Raw genomic sequence first — 19,862 nt, forward strand, 5'->3', positions numbered from 1 at the left:
CTGCTGGTGGCAGCAGGCTTTAAATCATTTTCAACAAGGCATCCTTACCGATCATACCTTTGTGAATTCCCAATTCTTCGGCCTCATATGTGACGGATTCCAACGGGGCATTTAACAGCTGCTCGATGGTTCTTACACCTACTGCCCTGCCAGCAATAATCCGCCGATCCCTCAACTTATCATTTAATAGACCGACATCCAATGCGCCGCACATGATATATCCTTTATCGTTTGTCACGGCAAGCAATGTAGTTTTAGGCAATAACACCGTAACAGCTAAAAACGTATAACCGTTAATAGTAACAGGTGAAATATCTATCAAAAGCTCCACACTCCTTTCCTCTTATCACATTATGAAAAGAGCGGAAAAAGCGTGTGGACTACATCTGGAACTTCCATTTTAATATATCCCGCAGGAATTCCGGCAAGAAATAATTCTTTTCCTTATGCGGTAAAACATTTTTAAAGAAATGGCCGAACGTGAACATATCAGGAAGAGCCAGCGTATAATTTTTTTCCAAATTTACTTCTTCACCATGAATCAACACTTTATCTTGAACAAAACTAATCTGGTCAAAAACGAAAATGCCTAAGACACTTCCTCTAAAACCCAAACCCTTAATATGTTTTTTCACTAAATTTTGATCTTTTGTTTCTGATATAATTTCGAGCAGCTCCTTACCCGTAAGATCGACAACACATGGATTTATTGGGTGAGGGCAAATGGACAGCAGGTCATAGTCCGTCACTTCATTTGCTAATGGGCCGAGCAGAAGGCCCGCATTTAACATTGCGCAATCCGCATTACACCATTCCCTTATAGCCCGGCATAAAATAAGAGCCAATTCTGTTTCCCTAAACGGATCACTTTCCAGCGGCTGCTTTAGCGTTATAACATGATTTTGAAGCATTTCTCTTCCCTTGTCTAAAAAAGAATGAACGATTTCGTCCTCATTCTCAACTGAAGGAAGGTCCTTTTCCACATAAAGAAGTGCATTTTTAGCCGTAATTTGCTTCTGGTTATTTAGAGTTAATGTGACATGGCCAACATAGTGGCCATACTTTCCTGCGGCACCAATAATCGAATTGCCGATCCGTTTACCTATATCAAGGTGGTGATGGGTGTGAGCTCCTAAAATAACATCAATCTCAGGAAATTCTGCCGCAATTCGCTCATCATCATGGATGCCTAAATGAGACAGCAGAATGACTACATCTGCCATTTTTCTTAATGGTTGAATCCACTTTTTCAGCTCCGAAAAAGGTTCTGTCAGCTTCCAGCCTAGTAATTCATATAGGTGAGCGAAATAGGCAGTTAACCCAATTACACCGACTTTAGTACCCTGAGCTGTCTGATAGACCATATATGGCTTTATCCAGTCCGGATAATTGCCGTTTTTTTGAAAAAGATTCGCTGTCAAAATATCAAATTTAGCATGATCATAAAGGTGATTTAAATCGTCATGCGCCAGATTAACCCCTTCATTGTTTCCAATGGCAACGGCGTTATATTGACATTCATTCAAGAATTCAATATTCCCTTTTCCTAGAGTTGCCTCAGTATAAGGATGCCAGCGATCAATAAAATCCCCAATATCGAAAAGAAACACCTGATCTCCGGTCTGTTGATGGCGTTCTTTTTCCTTTTTTAAAAACTGCCGAATCCGCGGCCAATTTTCAAGATGGCTATGAATATCATTGGTATGATAAATATGTATCGTTTCCATTTTTAACTTTACCCTGCTATTCCTTCATATATTAAACGTATCCCCACAATAACAAGAATAGTTCGAAGAATCAAGACAATCGTTTTGCTTTTTAATCTAGTATTTAAAAACACCCCGGCCTTCGCCCCTAACCATGCCCCCGGAACCAATGCCATAGCATAAAGCCAATTGACATTTCCCATTGCAATATGTGCAATAGAGCTCAATATGGACGTAGGAAGAATCATGAACATTGAAGTGGCCGTTGCCACGTGTGGAGGGAAAAAGAATAATAAAATCATGGTTGGTACCATTAGCGAGCCGCCGCCGATGCCGAAAACGCCAGATAAAAATCCAACAACAAAGGAGATTGCCGCACCTAAAAAAGGGTTAAAGCCATATTCGTATGTGTTTCCACTATTATCTTTGAAAGACCTGATGATTCCATGATCTTTACGAAACGGATGGGGCTTTAATTTTCCCTTGATGACGAGGACAAAAGAAACAAGTAAAATGAAAATCCCAAAATAGATATTGAAGGAGTGTAAATTTAATTTTTCAGTTGCCCAAGCCCCAAGGATACTACCAGGGCCACTGCCAATTAGAAATATAAAGCCGCTTTTGTAATCCACTGTTTTGTGTTTCATATAAGCTAATGTGGATGATAACCCGGTAAAAATCATCGTAAACAGTGAAGTACCTACCACCACCTGAGGAGTAAGATGGCTGAATCCAGGTAATGTGGATAAATAGAGTAACCCTGGAACAACAATAATTCCTCCACCCATTCCAATCAGCGATCCGACTGAGCTGGCTAGTATCCCTACCAAGACAATGATTAACCATTCCATGAGCTCACCTTCTTTTGCTGTTGCTTATTAAAATAAATCCAGCTGTCTAGGAGCCAGTCCCTCGTATTCAATTTGCAAAATGTTGATCATTTCTTTCGCGTTGTCTGCTGCATCTCCGCCGGAATTGTTATTAAAGAGCAGGTAAACGTGGCTGCAGTCTGTTGCAAGTTTTTTAATCCACCCAGCCCATTCCAGCAGTTCTTCATAATTATAACGATAGAGATATCGGACATCTCGCCAGTTTTCAGCATTTCGCTTCTGCCAGCCATAAGTGTTACGGCCATGGAACCTTACAAGCACTTTTTCAGTGTCTGTTGAATGTAAAACTACAGGTATGGAGCCTTCGCCAGATTGCGGCTCATCACAAATGCTGTGAATCCATTTTTCAGCCGTCATAAAATCGAGTGTTCTCTGGCGGTACTGCGGCGTAAACCATGACTGATGCCGAAATTCAAGGGCACATGGCACGTCACCCATTTCTTGCCGGCACCATCTTAAATATTCTACATTTTCGCGGCGGCAGTCAAACCATGGCGGAAATTGGAATAAAACCATGGCTAGTTTGTCTTTCTCTTGATAGGGCTCGAGTGATTCTTTAAAAGCTTGAAACATCTGCGGTTTTGATTCAAAGGGAATATCACCGCGCATATGCCCTGTCATTCCTTGATAGGCTTTAACAATGAACTGAAAGCTATTCGGTGTTTCACTAACCCATTTCACAGCATTGCGTTTTGGCTGAATAGCATAAAATGCAGAGTCGACTTCAACAGCAGGAAAATGTCCGGCATACTCTTTTAATTTATCCTTGGGAGAGATTGGCCAAGGATATAAACAATCATGATCTCCCCAGCCTGTTACGCCAATATAGATCACTGGAAAACACCTCCTTTTTTAATAATAGCATATGTAGGGGAAGCGGGCTAAACGGCAAGAATGAAGGATTAGTTGATAGAGGACTAGTGCTTTCCGCTGTATCAAATTCTATTTGACGATAGATAGCTAACAGTTATTTGGCTTTGCAGCAATAAGTATTTTAATGTATGATTACTGATCATCCTACAGTTAACCACCAATTCACCAATTACTCCCTTCTTATTAAAGGAAACTCGCCGACTGGCCAGCCCGGCAGAAAGACAGAGGTGTAGTTTCCTTTAACCTTTATAGGAAAGGAATTCTTCCCTATCGGACAAAAAACCCGCCTGCTGAATTCCAGCAAGCGGGCCTCTCTTATTACACATTTATTACCCAATAGAGCCTTCCATCTCAAACTTGATCAGACGGTTCATTTCAACGGCATATTCCATTGGAAGTTCTTTTGTAAATGGCTCGATGAAGCCCATAACGATCATTTCAGTTGCTTCCTGTTCAGAAACACCGCGGCTCATTAAATAGAACAGCTGCTCTTCCGAAACTTTGGAAACCTTTGCTTCGTGTTCAAGTGAAATATTGTTATTTAATACTTCGTTATATGGAATCGTATCAGAAGTAGACAGGTTATCCATGATCAATGTATCGCACTCGATGTTTGCACGCGCACCATCTGCTTTGCGGCCGAAATGTACCAACCCGCGATAGTTTGTTTTTCCACCGTGCTTCGAAATGGATTTCGATACAATCGTAGAAGACGTATTTGGAGCCAAATGGATCATCTTCGAACCAGTATCCTGGACTTGCCCTTTACCAGCAATGGCGATTGACAGTGTCATACCGCGTGCGCCTTCGCCTTTTAAAATAACAGCCGGATATTTCATTGTTAATTTTGAACCGATGTTGCCGTCGATCCATTCCATAGTTGCGTTTTCTTCGCAAACTGCGCGCTTTGTAACGAGGTTAAACACGTTATTAGCCCAGTTTTGAATCGTTGTATAACGGCAGTAAGCGTCTTTTTTAATAATAATCTCTACAACAGCACTGTGAAGGGAGTTTGTTGTATATACTGGTGCTGTACAGCCCTCTACGTAGTGTACATGTGCACCTTCATCAACGATGATTAATGTTCTTTCAAATTGGCCCATGTTTTCAGAGTTAATGCGGAAATAGGCCTGTAATGGCGTATCCACTTTCACACCTGGCGGAACATAAATGAAGGAACCGCCGGACCAAACAGCAGAGTTTAGCGCCGCAAATTTATTATCAGTTGGCGGGATTACTTTCGCCCAGTGCTCGCGGAAAAGATCTTCATTCTCTCTAAGCGCAGAATCAGTATCTTTGAAGACGATACCTAATTCTTCAAGATCCTCTTTCATATTGTGGTAAACAACCTCAGATTCGTATTGAGCAGATACCCCAGCAAGATATTTTTGTTCTGCTTCTGGAATCCCAAGTTTATCGAATGTAGCCTTAATTTCTTCTGGTACTTCATCCCAAGACTTCTCGGACTTCTCAGAAGGTTTGACATAGTAAGTAATTTCATCAAAGTTTAATGATTTTAAATCTCCGCCCCATTGAGGCATTGGTTTGCTGTAGAAAATTTCCAATGATTTCAAACGGAAGTCAAGCATCCATTGAGGCTCACCCTTCATTTTTGAAATCTCTTCCACGATTTCACGTGTTAAACCACGTTTGGATCTAAAGATGGAAACGTCTTTATCGGCAAAACCATATTTATATTCACCGATCTCAGGCATTTTTTTTGCCATTGTCGAGTTCCTCCATTTCGTAAACGGATCAGGGAATCCCTTCAGGCCGTTCTATTCTTGTTCCTCGTTCTTCAAGCCTTTTTCCATAGCCTTCCATGCCAATGTAGCACATTTAATTCTAGCTGGAAATTTGGCAACACCTTGAAGTGCTTCAATATCGCCTAAATCTACTTCGTCGTCATATTCTTTTCCTAGCATCATATCAGAAAAAATTTTGGAAAGCTTTAAAGCATCCTCTACTTTTTTTCCTTTAATGGCTTCTGTCATCATCGATGCTGAGGACATCGAAATGGAACAGCCTTCTCCCTCGAAGCGGGCGTCCTCCACCATTCCATTTTCCACCTTAAAGGTTAGCTGAATACGGTCGCCGCAAGTAGGGTTGTTCATATTTATCGTATGGTTGCCATCTTCTAAAATCCCGCGATTGCGGGGTTTTTTATAATGATCCATAATTACTCTTCGATAAAGTGCATCTAAATTAGAAGACATCGCTGAAATACTCCTTTGTTTTGACAAGCCCTTCAACGAGTTTATCAATATCTTCTTCTGTATTATACAGGTAAAAGCTGGCACGTGCTGTTGCAGAAGCTTTTAGCCATTTCATCAACGGCTGTGCGCAATGGTGGCCAGCGCGAACCGCGATTCCTTCCGCATCCAAAACAGTGGCAACATCATGCGGATGAACGTCTTCAATATTAAATGTAACAAGACCGCCGCGTTTTGCCGGATCCATTGGTCCGTAAATTGTAATACCTTCAACAGAAGACAGCTTATCTAAAGCATATGCTGCAAGCTTATGTTCATGTTCCAGAATTTGATCCAAGCCAACTTCAGTTAAGAAATCGATAGCTGCACCGAGACCAATCGCTCCAGCGATGATAGGTGTCCCACCTTCAAATTTCCACGGCAGCTCTTTCCATGTTGAATCATATAATTCAACAAAATCAATCATTTCGCCGCCAAACTCAATTGGCTCCATATTTTCAAGCAGTTCTCTTTTTCCATATAGAACACCGATTCCCGTAGGGGCACACATTTTATGCCCAGAGAAAGCAAGGAAGTCACAGTCCAAATCTTGAACATCAATCTTCATGTGCGGTGCACTTTGCGCGCCGTCAACCACGATGATCGCCCCATTTTCATGAGCAATTTGCGCGATTTCTTTAATCGGATTGATGGTTCCGAGAACATTTGATACTTGCGTTACCGCTACAATCTTTGTATTTGGCGTAACGGTAGCTCGGACATCATCCAATGACAATGTACCATCCGCCTGAAGCGGGAAGTACTTTAACTGTGCACCCGTTTTCTTCGCCACTTGCTGCCATGGAATCAGATTGCTGTGGTGTTCCATATACGTAATGATAATTTCGTCGCCTTCCATAAGGTTGGCAGCCGCATAGCTCGATGCTACCGTGTTAAGGGCAGTTGTTGTTCCTCGTGTAAAAATGATTTCTTGAATCGATTTTGCGTTAATGAACTTACGAACCTTTTCACGTGCTCCTTCGTAAGCATCAGTTGCTTTTGTCCCTAGTGTATGCACACCGCGGTGGACATTTGAATTGTATCCCCGATAGTATTGATCCAGTGCTTCAATTACTTGAATTGGCTTCTGGGAAGTAGCCGAGCTGTCAAGATATACTAAAGGCTTACCGTTGACTTCTTGGTCTAAGATCGGAAACTGTTTACGAATATCCGTGATATTCATTATCTTACTTTCCTTTCAATTACTTCCGTTAATTGTGCCTTAACATGTTCAATTGGAAGCTCATTTACTACTGGTGCCAAGAAACCATGAATGACTAAACGCTCGGCTTCTGTTTTTGATATTCCGCGGCTCATTAAATAATAAAGTTGAATCGGGTCAACACGGCCAACAGATGCAGCATGGCCTGCCATAACATCATCTTCATCAATTAACAGCATTGGATTGGCATCTCCGCGCGCTTTCTCACTTAGCATTAATACACGGGAAGTTTGTTCTGCATCGGATTTGGACGCACCATGTTCAATTTTTCCAATACCGTTAAAAATCACGGTCGCGCTATCCTTAACAACCCCATGCTTTAAAATATTCGCCAATGTATGTTTACCAAAGTGAACAACTTTTGTTGTAAAATTGCCGTTTTGCTCACCACGGCCAACTACTACCGTTTTGGTATCGCCGATGGAACCATCACCAAGCAAGTTTGTCGTATTATCAGAAATAGTATTGCCTTCATTCATTAAACCAAGTGCCCATTCGATTCGAGCATCTCTTCCAGCAACACCGCGGCGGTTCACATAAACGGTCACACCTTTTTCCAAACTGTCAACAGCACCATATTGGACTCTTGCATTGGCGCCTGCAATGACCTCTGTTAAGATATTCGCCAATGTATTAGATTCTTCCACTGTGGAAATATAGTTTTCAACATATGGGACAGCACTGTTATCTTCTGCGACAACAAGAACATGGTTAAACAAATTAGCTTCCGCATCATCTTGGACAAAAACAGCTTGAATTGGTTCTGTAATTTCCACGTTTTTCGGAACATATAGGAATACTCCCCCATTTACTAATGCAGCATGAAGAGCCGTTAAACGATGCTCATCTGCATTAATAGCTTGGGTCATATAATATTTTTTCAATAAATCACCGTGCTCTTTTGCAGCTGTAAATAAATCGGTGAAAATAACGCCTTTTGACTTAAGCTCTTCAGAAATAGAAAGAAAAGCCGGCGTCTGGTTACGTTGGATATATAAATTTTGATTTTTTACATCTGTATCCACTAATGCTTTTACTGCTTCTGGCAGATCGGCTAGTGAACTGAAAGGAGTACTTTTTACAGTATGCTGATTGAATTGGGTGAAATTCCATTTATCAATCTTTGTTTTATCTGGTTTAGGCATTGGCAGTTCAGCGAAATGATCCAAAGCCTTTAGGCGAAGTTCCGCAAACCAGGCAGGCTCGTTCATTTCTTTTGAAAATGAGCTGACAGCTCCCTTATCAAGTGGTAATTTTATTTCCGTTGTCATTGTTATCCTCCTAACTCTAACGCTTACGCTTCTTGTTCAACCGTTTCGTCTTCGATTCCAAGCTCTTTCTTAAGCCCTTCATAACCTTCTGCTTCTAAGCGCTGTGCCAGCTCAGGTCCGCCGGATTTTACAATGCGGCCTTGCATCATCACATGCACATGGTCAGGAGTAATATAGTTTAACAAACGCTGATAGTGAGTAATAATTAAGCAGCCAAAATTCTCGCCGCGCATTTGGTTAACACCTTTGGAAACAACTTTAAGAGCATCGATATCTAGTCCTGAGTCAATTTCATCCAGGATCGCAATCTTCGGCTCTAACATCATTAACTGTAAAATTTCGTTACGCTTTTTCTCCCCGCCTGAGAAGCCTTCGTTTAAGTAGCGCTGTGCCATATCAAGATCCATTTCAAGGAATTCCATTTGCTTATCCATTTGACGAATAAATTTCATTAAAGAAATTTCATTTCCTTCACCGCGGCGGGCGTTAATGGCAGAACGTAAGAAGTCTGCATTGGTAACCCCTGTAATTTCACTTGGATATTGCATAGCTAAAAATAGGCCTGCACGTGCACGTTCGTCTACTTCCATTTCCAGGACGTTTTCGCCGTCTAAGGTGATGCTTCCGCCAGTTACTTCATATTTTGGATGGCCCATAATGGCAGATGATAATGTAGATTTCCCAGTTCCGTTTGGACCCATGATTGCGTGAATTTCTCCACCCTTTATTTCAAGGTTAACCCCTTTTAAAATTTCCTTCCCATCAATAGCCACATGCAGGTCTTTGATTGTTAAAGTTGATCCAGCCATATTTATAACCTCCGAAAATTTTATCTCGTAAGAATCCTAGTCGATTCTAAACTCATTCTCAATCTATTCTCATTACAATCTTATAACAAATGAAATCTATTAGCAACTCCCAAGCAGTGATAACTACTGCTTATTTTCACTGAATTGCATCTAAATGAGAATGTCAAGAGGATAAAGATTGTTTTTAATGTTAAAGCACATTGTTGATTTTGCCACTCAGTTGATAGAGCGTATATTAACAGCTAAGGTTCACAGAGCGTTTTAATTAAATAACCCGAATAAAATCATACATTAATTCTGGAAAATTACCAAGGAGACTCTAAACAAATTTATCTCTATTCTTCACCTGTTGGAGTGAAATCATGTAGAGGCAATAAAGGCTTGCAAAAAGGCGAGCCTTTATTGCAATGAAAAGCGTTGTTGCCCTTGAAGCTTTGCTTTTTCGATCAAGCATAAAGAAAAGCCAGCGGGCTTCCACTGACTTTTCTCCGATTTTCTACCTATTTATATATTATTGAGTGACAGGAACAACTGCGCCACCGTATTTTTTAATAATCCAATTTTGAATTTCTTTGGAATGTAGAACTTCAACAAGTGCTTTGATTGCTGGTTTATTTTCATCACCTTTACGAACTGCAATAACGTTCACATATGGTGAATTCTTATCTTCAAGAGCAATCGCATCTTTCATTGGATTTAAGCCAGCTTGAAGGGCATAGTTAGAATTGATTAATACGGCATCACCTTCGCCGTTTTGATAAATTTTTGGCAGTAATGCTGCGTCATAATTAGCATCAAATTTAAGATGTTTAGGATTCTCAGCAACATCTTTAAGTGTTGCTTTTGTTTTATCAATGCCAGCTTTTAATTTAATTAAACCAGCATTTTCGAGTAATGAAAGAAGACGGCCATGGTCAGCTACAGAGTTGCTCATAAGAATATGAGCGCCATCTGGAAGATCACTTAACTTTTTGTATTTCTTAGAGTAAACACCGATTGGTTCAATATGAATACCGCCAGCATTGACAAAGTTATAACCAAATTGTTTGTTTTGTGACTCTAGATAAGGAATGTGCTGGAAATAGTTAGCATCAAGTTGTTTTGAAGCCAATGCTTTGTTTGGCAAAATATAATCTTGGAATGTAACAATTTTCAAGTTGATGCCTTGTTTCTTTAAAAGCGGAATAGCCTGCTTTAAAATTTCGGCATGCGGTACAGCTGATGCACCGACAGTTAATGTTGTTTCTTTGCTGCTGCTTCCTTGTGACTTGTCTGATGATGATGTTCCGCAAGCTGCTAATACAAGCGCTAGGGATAATGCTAAAAATAAACTAACCCACTTTTTCATGTTGAACTCTCCTTTTTATTTTTTATCTTTTATCTAATTTCTTGGTAATAACATCACCAATAAATTGAACAATAAATACAATTACTAAAATGATCACTGTCGCAACAAATGTTACGTCATTTCGGTTTTGCTCAAAACCTTGAAGATAGGCGAGATTCCCCAGTCCTCCTGCTCCGATTACCCCGGCCATTGCCGTATAGCTGACAAGAGCAATCGCCGTAACCGTAATGCCGGAAACAAGAGCTGGCATGGATTCCGGAAGCAATACTTTCCAGATAATCGTGCCTGTAGTTGCACCCATTGACTTCGCTGCCTCAATGACGCCCTTATCAATTTCCCTTAGCCCGATTTCCACCATTCTGGCATAAAACGGAGCAGCACCGATAATTAGTGCTGGCAGTGCACCATTTGGACCAATCATTGTTTTAAAAAGCATATTTGTAAATGGAATTAATAAAACAATTAAAATAATAAAAGGAATAGAGCGAAAAACATTGACAACGACACTAATCACAATATTAACCGGCTTATTTTGCCACATACTTCCCTCTGATGTCAGGAACAATAGCAATCCAAGGATAATCCCAAGAATAAAAGTTGCCACAACGGAAATTCCCGACATATAAAGGGTTTCTTTCGAGGCATCCCACATCCCCTGCCAATCAATATCTTTAAATGCATGATAGTTATCCATTGTTTACCACCTCCACTCCAACCTGCTGGGATCGAATGAAATCCACAGCTTTGCTGACTTCATCTTGATCACCATCTAGATGAATGAAAAGAGTGCCGTAGGAACCGCTTCGGGTTTGTGAAATTTTCCCTTGGAGGATATTTACTGTAACATTATGATTCCGGATTAGATTAGTAATTACCGGCTGTTCCGCTGACTCCCCAATAAAGGTTAGCTGGACAACCTGTCCAGAATGATAGCGCTCGAGCAAATGCTCAGCCGTATCTTTTGTTTCTTCAGGCTCCGTCACTTGTTGAACGAATCTTTTGGTAATTGGTGCTTGAGGGTTTTTAAAGACATCTAACACCGGACCAAGTTCAACAATTTTCCCGCTCTCCATAACTGCTACCCGGTGGCAGATTTTTCGGATTACATGCATTTCATGTGTGATCAATACGATTGTTAATCCTAACCGCTTATTGATATCCACCAGTAAATCCAAAATAGAATCCGTTGTTTGCGGGTCAAGCGCTGAGGTTGCTTCATCACAAAGCAGCACTTTCGGATTATTCGCGAGCGCCCTAGCAATTCCGACACGCTGCTTTTGGCCGCCGCTCAGCTGTGAAGGATAAGCATTCTCTCTGCCTTCAAGTCCTACTAACTTAATCAGTTCTTCCACCTTTTTCTTGCGCTGGGCAGCGGGTACCCCGGCAATTTCCAACGGGAAGGCGATATTTTGACTTACCGTTCTTGACCACAATAAGTTAAAATGTTGGAAAATCATACTGATTTCCTGGCGAGCTTTCCGGAGCTCAGCACCTTTGATTTTTGAAATCTCACGTCCAGCTACTGTTACAGTTCCTTCAGAGGGCAGTTCCAAACCATTCAGCATTCGAATCAAAGTACTCTTACCGGCACCGCTATAACCAATCACTCCGAAGATTTCACCTTCGTTTATTTCCAGGTTCACTTCATCTACTGCTGTAAGCTGCCCCTGTCTGGAAGGATAGATCTTTCGAACATTTTTTATTGATATCACCTAAATCACCTGCTTTCTGTCCAGATTGCTTACATATAGGGTTTGACTGTTTTTCAAGAATGATTCTTTATATTAGAAAAATAAAAAACCTTTCTGCGTAGGCAGAAAGGCATTATAAATCAATCCTTTCTCCCATCTCTCAAAGCAAATGCTTTGTGTGAATTGGCACCATTTCAAATAAATGACGGTTGCCGGGCTTCATAGGGCACATCCCTCCACCTCTCTCGATAAGAGCTTAAAGCAATCCTATATTCAATTCGTTTTAACGCAATCCATTTAGTACGAAAGCTATCGTACCATGGATAAAAATTTGTGTCAACGGAATTTTCTGCAATTTTCGTCAAATCACGAAGTGGTAATATTATACTTTTGTGTTCAATGAAGATAAACCCGTCGCTACTTCTATTGCAGATTCAAGATCTTCCACCAAATCCTCTACATTTTCGATTCCAATAGAGAGTCGGATCAAATCCTCTGATACCCCAACAGCTATCAATCCTTCGGCATCGAGTTGCTGGTGTGTGGTACTTGCTGGATGAATAATTAAGCTTTTGGCGTCTCCGACATTGGCAACATGAGCCCAAAGCTTGATCGTATCGATTAATTTTGCTCCTGCCGCCTTGCCGCCTATAATACCAAACACGACCATTGAGCCTGCACCTTTTGGCAAATATTTTTTCGCCAGCTCATAATCAGGATGTGAAGGATGGCCCGGATAAGAAACCCACTGGACTGCAGGATGCTTTAACAAGTATTCCACAACCTTTTTGGTATTTGATACATGCTCTTTCATTCGTACATGAAGCGTTTCAAGCCCTAACACAAACTGAAAGGCATTTTGCGGACTTAAGGCTGGACCAAGATCGCGAAGTAACTGGACCCGTGCTTTTATAATATACGCAATTGGTCCAAGCGCTTGTGCATAGACAAGATCATGGTAGCTAGCATCTGGTATCGTAAAGCCCGGGAATTTCCGCGAATTCCAATCGAACTTACCGCCATCAACAATAATGCCGCCAGTTGTGGTGCCATTACCCAAAAGCCATTTTGTCGCAGAGTGGACGACGATATCAGCACCATGTTCAATCGGTCTGCACAAATAGGGAGTAGCAAATGTATTATCAACAATCAACGGCACACCGAATTCATGGGCAATTTCGGCCACTTTTTCAATATCTAATATTCTTAAACTTGGATTTCCTATGGTCTCGGCAAACACAGCCTTTGTTTTTTCCGTAATCGCAGCACGGTAATTTTCTGGATCTTCCGGGTCAACGAACTTAACATGGATTCCATATTTCGGTAGAGTCACCGCAAATAAATTATACGTTCCGCCATACAGATTGGAAGCCGCGACAATTTCATCTCCTGACTGGGCAAGGTTTAAAATTGCCAGTGTAATGGCTGCCATACCGCTGGCTACTGCCAGGGCACCCACTCCGCCTTCCAATAATGCAACTCTTTCTTCAAATACAGTTGTCGTTGGATTGTGAATCCGAGTATATATATACCCTGGTTCTGCCAGCGAAAAGAGATTTGCCGCATGTTCCGTATTTTTAAATTGATACGCATTGTTTTGATAGATCGGTACCGCTCGTGCGCCAGTTACCGGATCTGGTGTTAATCCCCCATGAACGCTTAATGTTTCAAAACGATACTTCTTTTGATTCTCTCCCATTACAATCGCTCCTTTTTATTTAAAACTATTTTCCTCCAACAAAATACCCCCAGCTTCATAAGAAGAGGAGGATGCCGCTCTTCTTATCTTCCAAAGCTCGTAAGCTTTGCTGGATTTAGCACCGTGTTTCTAACCGGTTGCCGGGGTTCATTGGGCCAGTTCCCTCCACCACTCTTGATAAGAATTTTATTGAATTGATAGAATATCGCAATAATAATATCTGAATCTTCCTTCAATTGTAATCGTTTTATTAGATGATTTTGGCAAAATCTTGCCGAGCTTTTGTTAAATAAAAAATGGATTCCAAAAGGAGGATCATCCTTAATGATGCTTCAATTTTAAGATCACCGTTCCTCTCCAATTCCCTAAGTCTTGTTTTCCCTTCAAGAAGCAGCTCAAAGGCGTGAGCGCTTCCCCAGATGACATTGTTTGGCTTGATTTGCTGCTCTGAATCATGCAGCATCAAGATCTCTCCGTTTTTAATGACTAATTGTACAGGGGCTGCGTGGCAGTGAAGACTAACCCGCAAATCAGCTTGTTGAATTAAAGGAACAATGTGTTCACGGACCTTAACTTGCTGTAAAAAGGTATTAATGGCTTCAATCATTTCCACCACTCCGCTCATGAAAGTTATACCTATTCTATTCAGCAATGATTCCAGTATTCCTTTGTTTTTTGCTCGACAATTAATATGTCAGGAAAGAGAAAAATGATGATTTCCCGAGAAATATGTCGCAATTAAAAAAGAGCAAGTTCTTGAATGTGTGCTGGAGAGCTTCAACTGAGATAAAGGAAACACGAAAAGAGTTAGCGCATTCGTTCTTGGCTTTCGTAGGATCCCTTTCTCATGAAACACAAAAAGCAGCCACTATTATACGCAGCTGCTTTACTCTAAAACCTGTTTAATTCTATCCAATAAATACGGAACAGATTGAAATGCATACATCATGTCCTTTACCTCTCCATTTTCAATAAAGAGCAAGCACGGGACACTCTCTACTTTGTATCTCTCTGCTAGTTCCGCATAATAGTTTAAATTCATTTTTCCGATTTCAATCTCTACGAGTTCCTCGACAACCTGGAGCATTTTGGAGGCCAATTGACAGGTACCGCACATAGGCGTGTACAAATAAGCCAGCCCCGATTTCTGTTGATCGAGGAACGAAGAGAAGTCACTTAAATTCCATTCATTCATTAAGCTGTTATCCCATTTCCAAGTATTCAGTATGAACATCGATATTCGCGCTTAAAAGCACTGTTGCCAAGTGTTTAATTGGAGCTGTTGCAACCTCACGATACATCCGATCGATATATAGATGTTCTGCTTGTGGAAACTCCCTTTTCAGCTGTTTGCGAAGTTTCTCGCCTGCCTCGTCAGCATCAACTAAAATGTAGACTTCCTTATCTTCAAGAAAATCAATCAATTCATCTAATTTAGTGATACTAATGGTGCCATTTGTACAAATGATTTCAACAGGTTCCTTTAAGATGTTTTTAACCCGATTTTTATCCGACTTTCCTTCGACAATAAGAACTTTGTCAACATACAAATCATTCATAGACCATCACCTGTAAAAGTATTTGTTTAATGTTAACATATTCTAAATGCTTGATTCCGTGTGTCCCTTTGTTGGCGGAAAGGGAAGTATAACTTTCCTTTCTTTTTTTTCCTTTAGGAACTCACTAGTGAAGAGAGTTTTCTTTAGTATGTTAACTATATCATTATTGTCAGTATAAAAATAGGTATTTGCTTAGTAAAATTTTTTATTCGTAGGCGCTGTTAAATTTGGCTGTTGATATCCGCTCTAGGTACGAGCGGTTCGCGGGCGTGCCGGGAAGCCACCTTGGTGCAAAAGCACCTGCGGTGTCTCCCCAGCCTCGTACTCCCGCAGGACATTGAAACACATCCTTGAATCCGCCCACGTACGAAGAAAATACGCTAGCATCTTCGAGAAGTCTCGTGTCTTCCGTTCCAATAACAGTCTTAAATATCAACAATATTCTTTAAGATAGCCTATCCGTAAAATAGAAAAAGCACCTTTAAAAGGTGCCCTTCGTCGTCAAATTATTCTTCGTTTGTCATTTCTTCATATTGCTCAGCAGTCAGTAATTCATCAAGCTCACTTGGATTGGATAACTCGATTACAATCATCCATGCTTTTTCGTATGGTGATTCGTTTACAAATTCTGGACTGTCACTTAAGTCTTCGTTTACTTCTACTACTTTGCCGCTGACAGGTGCATAAAGCTCAGATACGGTTTTTACAGATTCCACGCTGCCGAATGGTTCATTGGCGGTTACTTCATCCCCAATTTCTGGAAGTTCAACAAAAACTATGTCACCTAATTCATGCTGAGCAAAATCAGTAATCCCGACACGCACTTTTTCGCCTTCCACTTTTACCCATTCATGTTCTTCAGAATAACGCAGTTCTTTTGGTATACTCATCGCTTAAATCCCTCCAAGTAAAATGTAATAATCTATCATCGAATTGCATCGATTCCAATGATCCAAATCGCTTTCCAGAGCTCTTATAATTACTTGCTCCACATCTTTTCAAACTCTTCTTCTTTAAAACCCACTGTCACATGTTCTCCATCTGTTAACACTGGTCTTTTGATTAGCATGCCTTCAGAGGCAAGCAAATCCAACAATTCTTCATCAGTGGCGGTCTTCAGTTTATCTTTTACCCCTAATTCACGATATTTTAAACCGCTAGTATTGAAGAATTTTTTTAATTCCAAGCTGCTGCTGCGATAGAGCTTTTCCAATTCCTCACGTGATGGAGGATGATCAACAATATGTACTGCTTCATACGGGATATTATGGGCATCCAGCCATTTCTTCGCGTTCCGGCATGTGCCGCACTTTGGATACCAGTAAAAAGTGAGAGACATTTGTTTCACCGCCTTTTACTAAAATCTAAACACATATTACCATAATGATTTCAAAACAAAAAATTTTCCAACTTAGAATTTCGACGAATTCTGCAAAAATCCTTCCTTTCAGATAAAAATTTAATAATAAAGAAGCCTCTCATAAATGAAAGGCTTCGAATCTGGATTCATTAAACAACATAGCGTTCTGCAGCAATTAGGACATCTGCTGCTTCACGTTTTTTCGCAATAACGTTTATTGGGGTATGGCGTGTAAACTTGCGAAGGGAAGTCAGCATCATACGAAGCATATCACCTTGTTCAACTGCAACAAGCGTTTCTTTGGTAATGGCTTCGATTACATTAAAGGCTTCCTGACAGAAAATTTGTGTATAAAGCAATTTTTGACCACTCTTATCTAAACTATTTTTCGCAATAGCTTTTTCAGTACGTAACACGACAGATTCCATTGCATATACGTTTGAAATGATATCAGCAATATTAGCGAGAATTTCTTGCTCAGCTTCAAGGTTTTTACCGTATTTTTGTGCTGCCAGACCAGCTGCTAGCAATGCAATCTTTTTCGCATTTTTCACCAAGTATTTTTCTTGTACTAACGGCTCATCACCTGGCTCTTCCGGCATTAACATCATGAGTTCTTCTTGAAGAGCCATTGCTTTTTGGAATAACGGAAGTTCTCCTTTAATGGCTTTTTTTACAAGAGTTCCTGGTACTAGCAAGCGGTTGATTTCATTTGTTCCTTCAAAGATCCGTTGGATACGGGCATCACGGTATGCTCTTTCAATTGGATATTCTTGCATAAATCCGTATCCTCCATGAATTTGAACACCTTCATCGACAACATGGGCCAATACTTCACTGGCAAAGAACTTATTTAAGGAGCATTCAATCGCATATTCGGCAATGGAGTTAGCGAGTACTTTTATATCTTTTGTTTCTTCGTCGGAAAGCTTTCCTTGGTTTTCTTCGTACAAACCAATTGTACGCCATACGGAGCTTTCAGCCGCATATATTTCTGAAGCCAATGTACCGAATTTTTCTTTAGTTAAGTTAAATTGAGAAATTGGCGTTTTAAATTGCTGACGTCCGTTTGCATATTTAATGGTCATTTCTATTGCCTTTTTGGAACCTCCAACAGCACCTACTGCCAGTTTGTAACGTCCGATATTTAAGATATTAAAAGCGATGACATGTCCTTTGCCAATTTCGCCCAATAAATTTTCAACAGGAACGGGTACATCTTCTAAAATAAGAGTACGGGTAGAGGAGCTTTTAATTCCCATTTTCTTCTCTTCTGCACCAGTAGAGACTCCTGGAAATTCTCTTTCAACGATGAAGGCAGAGAATTTTTCGCCGTCAATCTTGGCATAGACCACAAATACATCTGCAAAGCCGGCGTTGGTGATCCATTGTTTTTCTCCATTTAAAATATAATGAGTTCCTTCCGCATTTAATTTTGCAGTTGTTCTGGCGCCAAGTGCATCAGAACCCGAGCCTGGCTCAGTTAGGGCATAGGCAGCTAATTTTTCACCAGATGCAAGAGCTGGTAGATACTTTTTCTTTTGCTCTTCGTTTCCGAATAAAACGATTGGCAGGGAGCCGATTCCAACGTGCGCACCATGAGAAAGCGCAAATCCGCCGCCGCCTGACATTTTTTCGGTGATAAGTGAGGAAGTAATTTTGTCCAAGCCAAGTCCTTCGTATTCCTCCGGTACGTCCGCCGCTAAAAGGCCAAGTTCACCTGCTTCTTTTAAAAGCTTAACAGTAATATCGAATTCATGATTTTCCAGTTTCTCCAGCACTGGTTGGACTTCTTTTTCCACAAAGTCTTCAGCCGTTTTGGCAATCATTAAATGTTCTTCGGTAAAGTCTTCTGGAGTCAGCAGTTGATCATATGAAATATCTTCAATTAAAAAGCTTCCGCCTTTAATGATTTTTTTCGTTTCAGTCATTCTAATTCCTCCTAATCGATGATATTTACAGGGAGCCAAATTGATGACTCCGTTCTACAATTAAAGTAATTCAAACACACCCGCAGCACCCATACCGCCGCCAATACACATCGTAACTACACCAAACTGCTGATTTCTGCGTTTTAATTCATGCAGGAGGGTTAGCGTCAATTTTGCACCTGTACAGCCCAGCGGATGGCCCAGAGCGATTGCACCACCGTTGACATTTACTTTCTCTTCTTCAAGGCCCAGCTCGCGGATGACTTGAATGGATTGGGAAGCAAACGCTTCATTTAATTCGAACAAATCGATATCAGAAACTTGTAATCCAGCAAGCTGTAAAGCTTTTGGTACTGCTACCACTGGGCCAACGCCCATAATTTCCGGCGGGACTCCGCCAACAGCAAAAGAGCGGAATTTTGCCAATGGCTTAAGGCCAAGAGATTCAGCCTTTTCACGATCCATCACCATGACGGCAGCTGCCCCGTCACTTGTTTGTGAGGCGTTTCCAGCTGTTACGCTGCCTGTCACCGAAAATGCAGGACGCAATTTCGCTAACGTTTCTAGGTTAGTGTCAGGCCGGACACCCTCATCAGTTGTGAATTGAACCGTTTTTTCAACAAGTTTGTTGTCCAGGCCAACCGTACGGAATGTTACGTCAACAGGGACAATTTCATCGACGAATTTTCCTTCCTGGATGGCTTTAAAAGCACGCTGATGGCTTCTTACTGCAAAGGCATCCTGATCTTCGCGGGAAATACCGTATTTGCTTGCTACGGCTTCAGCTGTGTGACCCATTCCCATATAATATTCCGGAGCTGTTTCAACCAGCTTGGCATTTGGACGTATCACATGTCCGCCCATTGGCAGCAAGCTCATGGATTCAACGCCGCCGGCAATCGCCGTATCTGTATGCCCCAGCATAATGGCTTGTGCCGCATAGGCAATGGCTTGAAGTCCGGAAGAACAGAAACGGTTGACTGTGATGGCCGGAACCGTATGCGGCAGTCCTGCTAATGCACCAATATTTCTTGCTACGTTCATCCCTTGCTCTGCTTCAGGCGTTGCGCAACCAATGACTAAATCATCTATATTTCCTTCATAATTTCCGGCACGCTTTAATGTTTCTTTTACCACCAACGCTCCCAAGTCATCAGGGCGAACAGTAGCAAGTGTTCCTTTCTTCGCTTTCCCAACCGGGGTCCGTGCTCCGGCAACGATAACCGCTTCTCTCATTGCGTTCCCTCTCTT

20 protein-coding genes and 2 riboswitches are annotated in these 19,862 nt (G+C 41.1%); all 20 genes read right to left on the reverse strand.

What is annotated here, in order from left to right:
- Positions 1-19: 19 nt before the first annotated feature.
- The 20 genes from HPT25_RS02765 to HPT25_RS02860 all read right to left on the reverse strand — a co-directional run bounded on the left by HPT25_RS02765 (position 20) and on the right by HPT25_RS02860 (position 19,847).
- Positions 20-322 (reverse strand): YunC family protein, encoded by a 303-nt coding sequence (locus HPT25_RS02765; RefSeq protein ID WP_173070829.1) that lies wholly within the window; start codon positions 320-322, stop codon positions 20-22.
- 58 nt (positions 323-380) lie between these two features.
- A complete protein-coding gene (locus tag HPT25_RS02770; protein WP_173059598.1) occupies positions 381-1,727 on the reverse strand; it encodes a bifunctional metallophosphatase/5'-nucleotidase in 1,347 nt (448 codons plus the stop codon).
- 8 nt (positions 1,728-1,735) lie between these two features.
- On the reverse strand, positions 1,736-2,557 hold the full coding sequence (locus HPT25_RS02775; protein WP_173059601.1) for a sulfite exporter TauE/SafE family protein: 822 nt from the start codon (positions 2,555-2,557) through the stop codon (positions 1,736-1,738).
- Between the two features lie 27 nt (positions 2,558-2,584).
- A complete protein-coding gene (locus HPT25_RS02780) occupies positions 2,585-3,430 on the reverse strand; it encodes a DUF72 domain-containing protein (RefSeq protein WP_173059604.1) in 846 nt (281 codons plus the stop codon).
- A 368-nt stretch (positions 3,431-3,798) separates the two neighbouring features.
- Positions 3,799-5,196 (reverse strand): Fe-S cluster assembly protein SufB, encoded by a 1,398-nt coding sequence (gene sufB, locus HPT25_RS02785; RefSeq protein ID WP_173059607.1) that lies wholly within the window; start codon positions 5,194-5,196, stop codon positions 3,799-3,801.
- A 51-nt stretch (positions 5,197-5,247) separates the two neighbouring features.
- Positions 5,248-5,685, reverse strand: a complete 438-nt coding sequence (sufU, locus tag HPT25_RS02790) for a Fe-S cluster assembly sulfur transfer protein SufU (RefSeq protein ID WP_173059610.1) — start codon at positions 5,683-5,685, stop codon at positions 5,248-5,250.
- On the reverse strand, positions 5,675-6,904 hold the full coding sequence (locus HPT25_RS02795) for a cysteine desulfurase (RefSeq protein ID WP_173059613.1): 1,230 nt from the start codon (positions 6,902-6,904) through the stop codon (positions 5,675-5,677). The genes sufU and HPT25_RS02795 overlap by 11 nt, the downstream gene beginning before the upstream one ends.
- On the reverse strand, positions 6,904-8,214 hold the full coding sequence (gene sufD / locus HPT25_RS02800) for a Fe-S cluster assembly protein SufD (protein WP_173059616.1): 1,311 nt from the start codon (positions 8,212-8,214) through the stop codon (positions 6,904-6,906). The genes HPT25_RS02795 and sufD overlap by 1 nt, the downstream gene beginning before the upstream one ends.
- A gap of 23 nt (positions 8,215-8,237) precedes the next feature.
- Positions 8,238-9,023 (reverse strand): Fe-S cluster assembly ATPase SufC, encoded by a 786-nt coding sequence (gene sufC, locus HPT25_RS02805; RefSeq protein ID WP_173059620.1) that lies wholly within the window; start codon positions 9,021-9,023, stop codon positions 8,238-8,240.
- 511 nt (positions 9,024-9,534) lie between these two features.
- Positions 9,535-10,371, reverse strand: coding sequence for a MetQ/NlpA family ABC transporter substrate-binding protein (locus HPT25_RS02810; RefSeq protein ID WP_173059623.1), 837 nt, complete (start codon positions 10,369-10,371; stop codon positions 9,535-9,537).
- 22 nt (positions 10,372-10,393) lie between these two features.
- Positions 10,394-11,065 carry a methionine ABC transporter permease gene (locus HPT25_RS02815; protein ID WP_173059625.1) on the reverse strand — a complete coding sequence of 224 codons (672 nt, stop codon included), beginning with the start codon at positions 11,063-11,065 and terminating at the stop codon, positions 10,394-10,396.
- The gene (locus tag HPT25_RS02820; RefSeq protein ID WP_173059628.1) at positions 11,058-12,083 is read right to left on the reverse strand and encodes a methionine ABC transporter ATP-binding protein; all 1,026 of its coding nucleotides are present in this window, start codon (positions 12,081-12,083) and stop codon (positions 11,058-11,060) included. The genes HPT25_RS02815 and HPT25_RS02820 overlap by 8 nt, the downstream gene beginning before the upstream one ends.
- Positions 12,084-12,212: 129 nt before the next feature.
- Positions 12,213-12,317, reverse strand: a riboswitch (SAM riboswitch).
- A gap of 127 nt (positions 12,318-12,444) precedes the next feature.
- Positions 12,445-13,761 carry an O-acetylhomoserine aminocarboxypropyltransferase/cysteine synthase family protein gene (locus HPT25_RS02825; protein WP_173059631.1) on the reverse strand — a complete coding sequence of 439 codons (1,317 nt, stop codon included), beginning with the start codon at positions 13,759-13,761 and terminating at the stop codon, positions 12,445-12,447.
- A gap of 80 nt (positions 13,762-13,841) precedes the next feature.
- Positions 13,842-13,945, reverse strand: a riboswitch (SAM riboswitch).
- A gap of 66 nt (positions 13,946-14,011) precedes the next feature.
- The gene (locus HPT25_RS02830) at positions 14,012-14,386 is read right to left on the reverse strand and encodes an SCP2 sterol-binding domain-containing protein (RefSeq protein ID WP_173059634.1); all 375 of its coding nucleotides are present in this window, start codon (positions 14,384-14,386) and stop codon (positions 14,012-14,014) included.
- 261 nt (positions 14,387-14,647) lie between these two features.
- Positions 14,648-14,956, reverse strand: coding sequence for a thioredoxin family protein (locus HPT25_RS02835; protein ID WP_173059636.1), 309 nt, complete (start codon positions 14,954-14,956; stop codon positions 14,648-14,650).
- Between the two features lie 7 nt (positions 14,957-14,963).
- Positions 14,964-15,320, reverse strand: a complete 357-nt coding sequence (locus HPT25_RS02840) for a toprim domain-containing protein (protein WP_173059639.1) — start codon at positions 15,318-15,320, stop codon at positions 14,964-14,966.
- Positions 15,321-15,826: 506 nt separating this feature from the next.
- A complete protein-coding gene (gene gcvH / locus HPT25_RS02845) occupies positions 15,827-16,210 on the reverse strand; it encodes a glycine cleavage system protein GcvH (RefSeq protein WP_173059642.1) in 384 nt (127 codons plus the stop codon).
- A gap of 89 nt (positions 16,211-16,299) precedes the next feature.
- Positions 16,300-16,659, reverse strand: a complete 360-nt coding sequence (locus HPT25_RS02850) for an arsenate reductase family protein (protein ID WP_173059645.1) — start codon at positions 16,657-16,659, stop codon at positions 16,300-16,302.
- A 170-nt stretch (positions 16,660-16,829) separates the two neighbouring features.
- The gene (locus HPT25_RS02855) at positions 16,830-18,611 is read right to left on the reverse strand and encodes an acyl-CoA dehydrogenase FadE (RefSeq protein ID WP_173059648.1); all 1,782 of its coding nucleotides are present in this window, start codon (positions 18,609-18,611) and stop codon (positions 16,830-16,832) included.
- 60 nt (positions 18,612-18,671) lie between these two features.
- Entirely contained in the window at positions 18,672-19,847 is a 1,176-nt protein-coding gene (locus tag HPT25_RS02860; protein WP_173059651.1) for an acetyl-CoA C-acetyltransferase, read from the reverse strand.
- Between the last annotated feature and the right edge of the window lie 15 nt (positions 19,848-19,862).

This window comes from Neobacillus endophyticus, assembly GCF_013248975.1.
GTDB lineage: Bacteria > Bacillota > Bacilli > Bacillales > Cytobacillaceae > Neobacillus > Neobacillus endophyticus.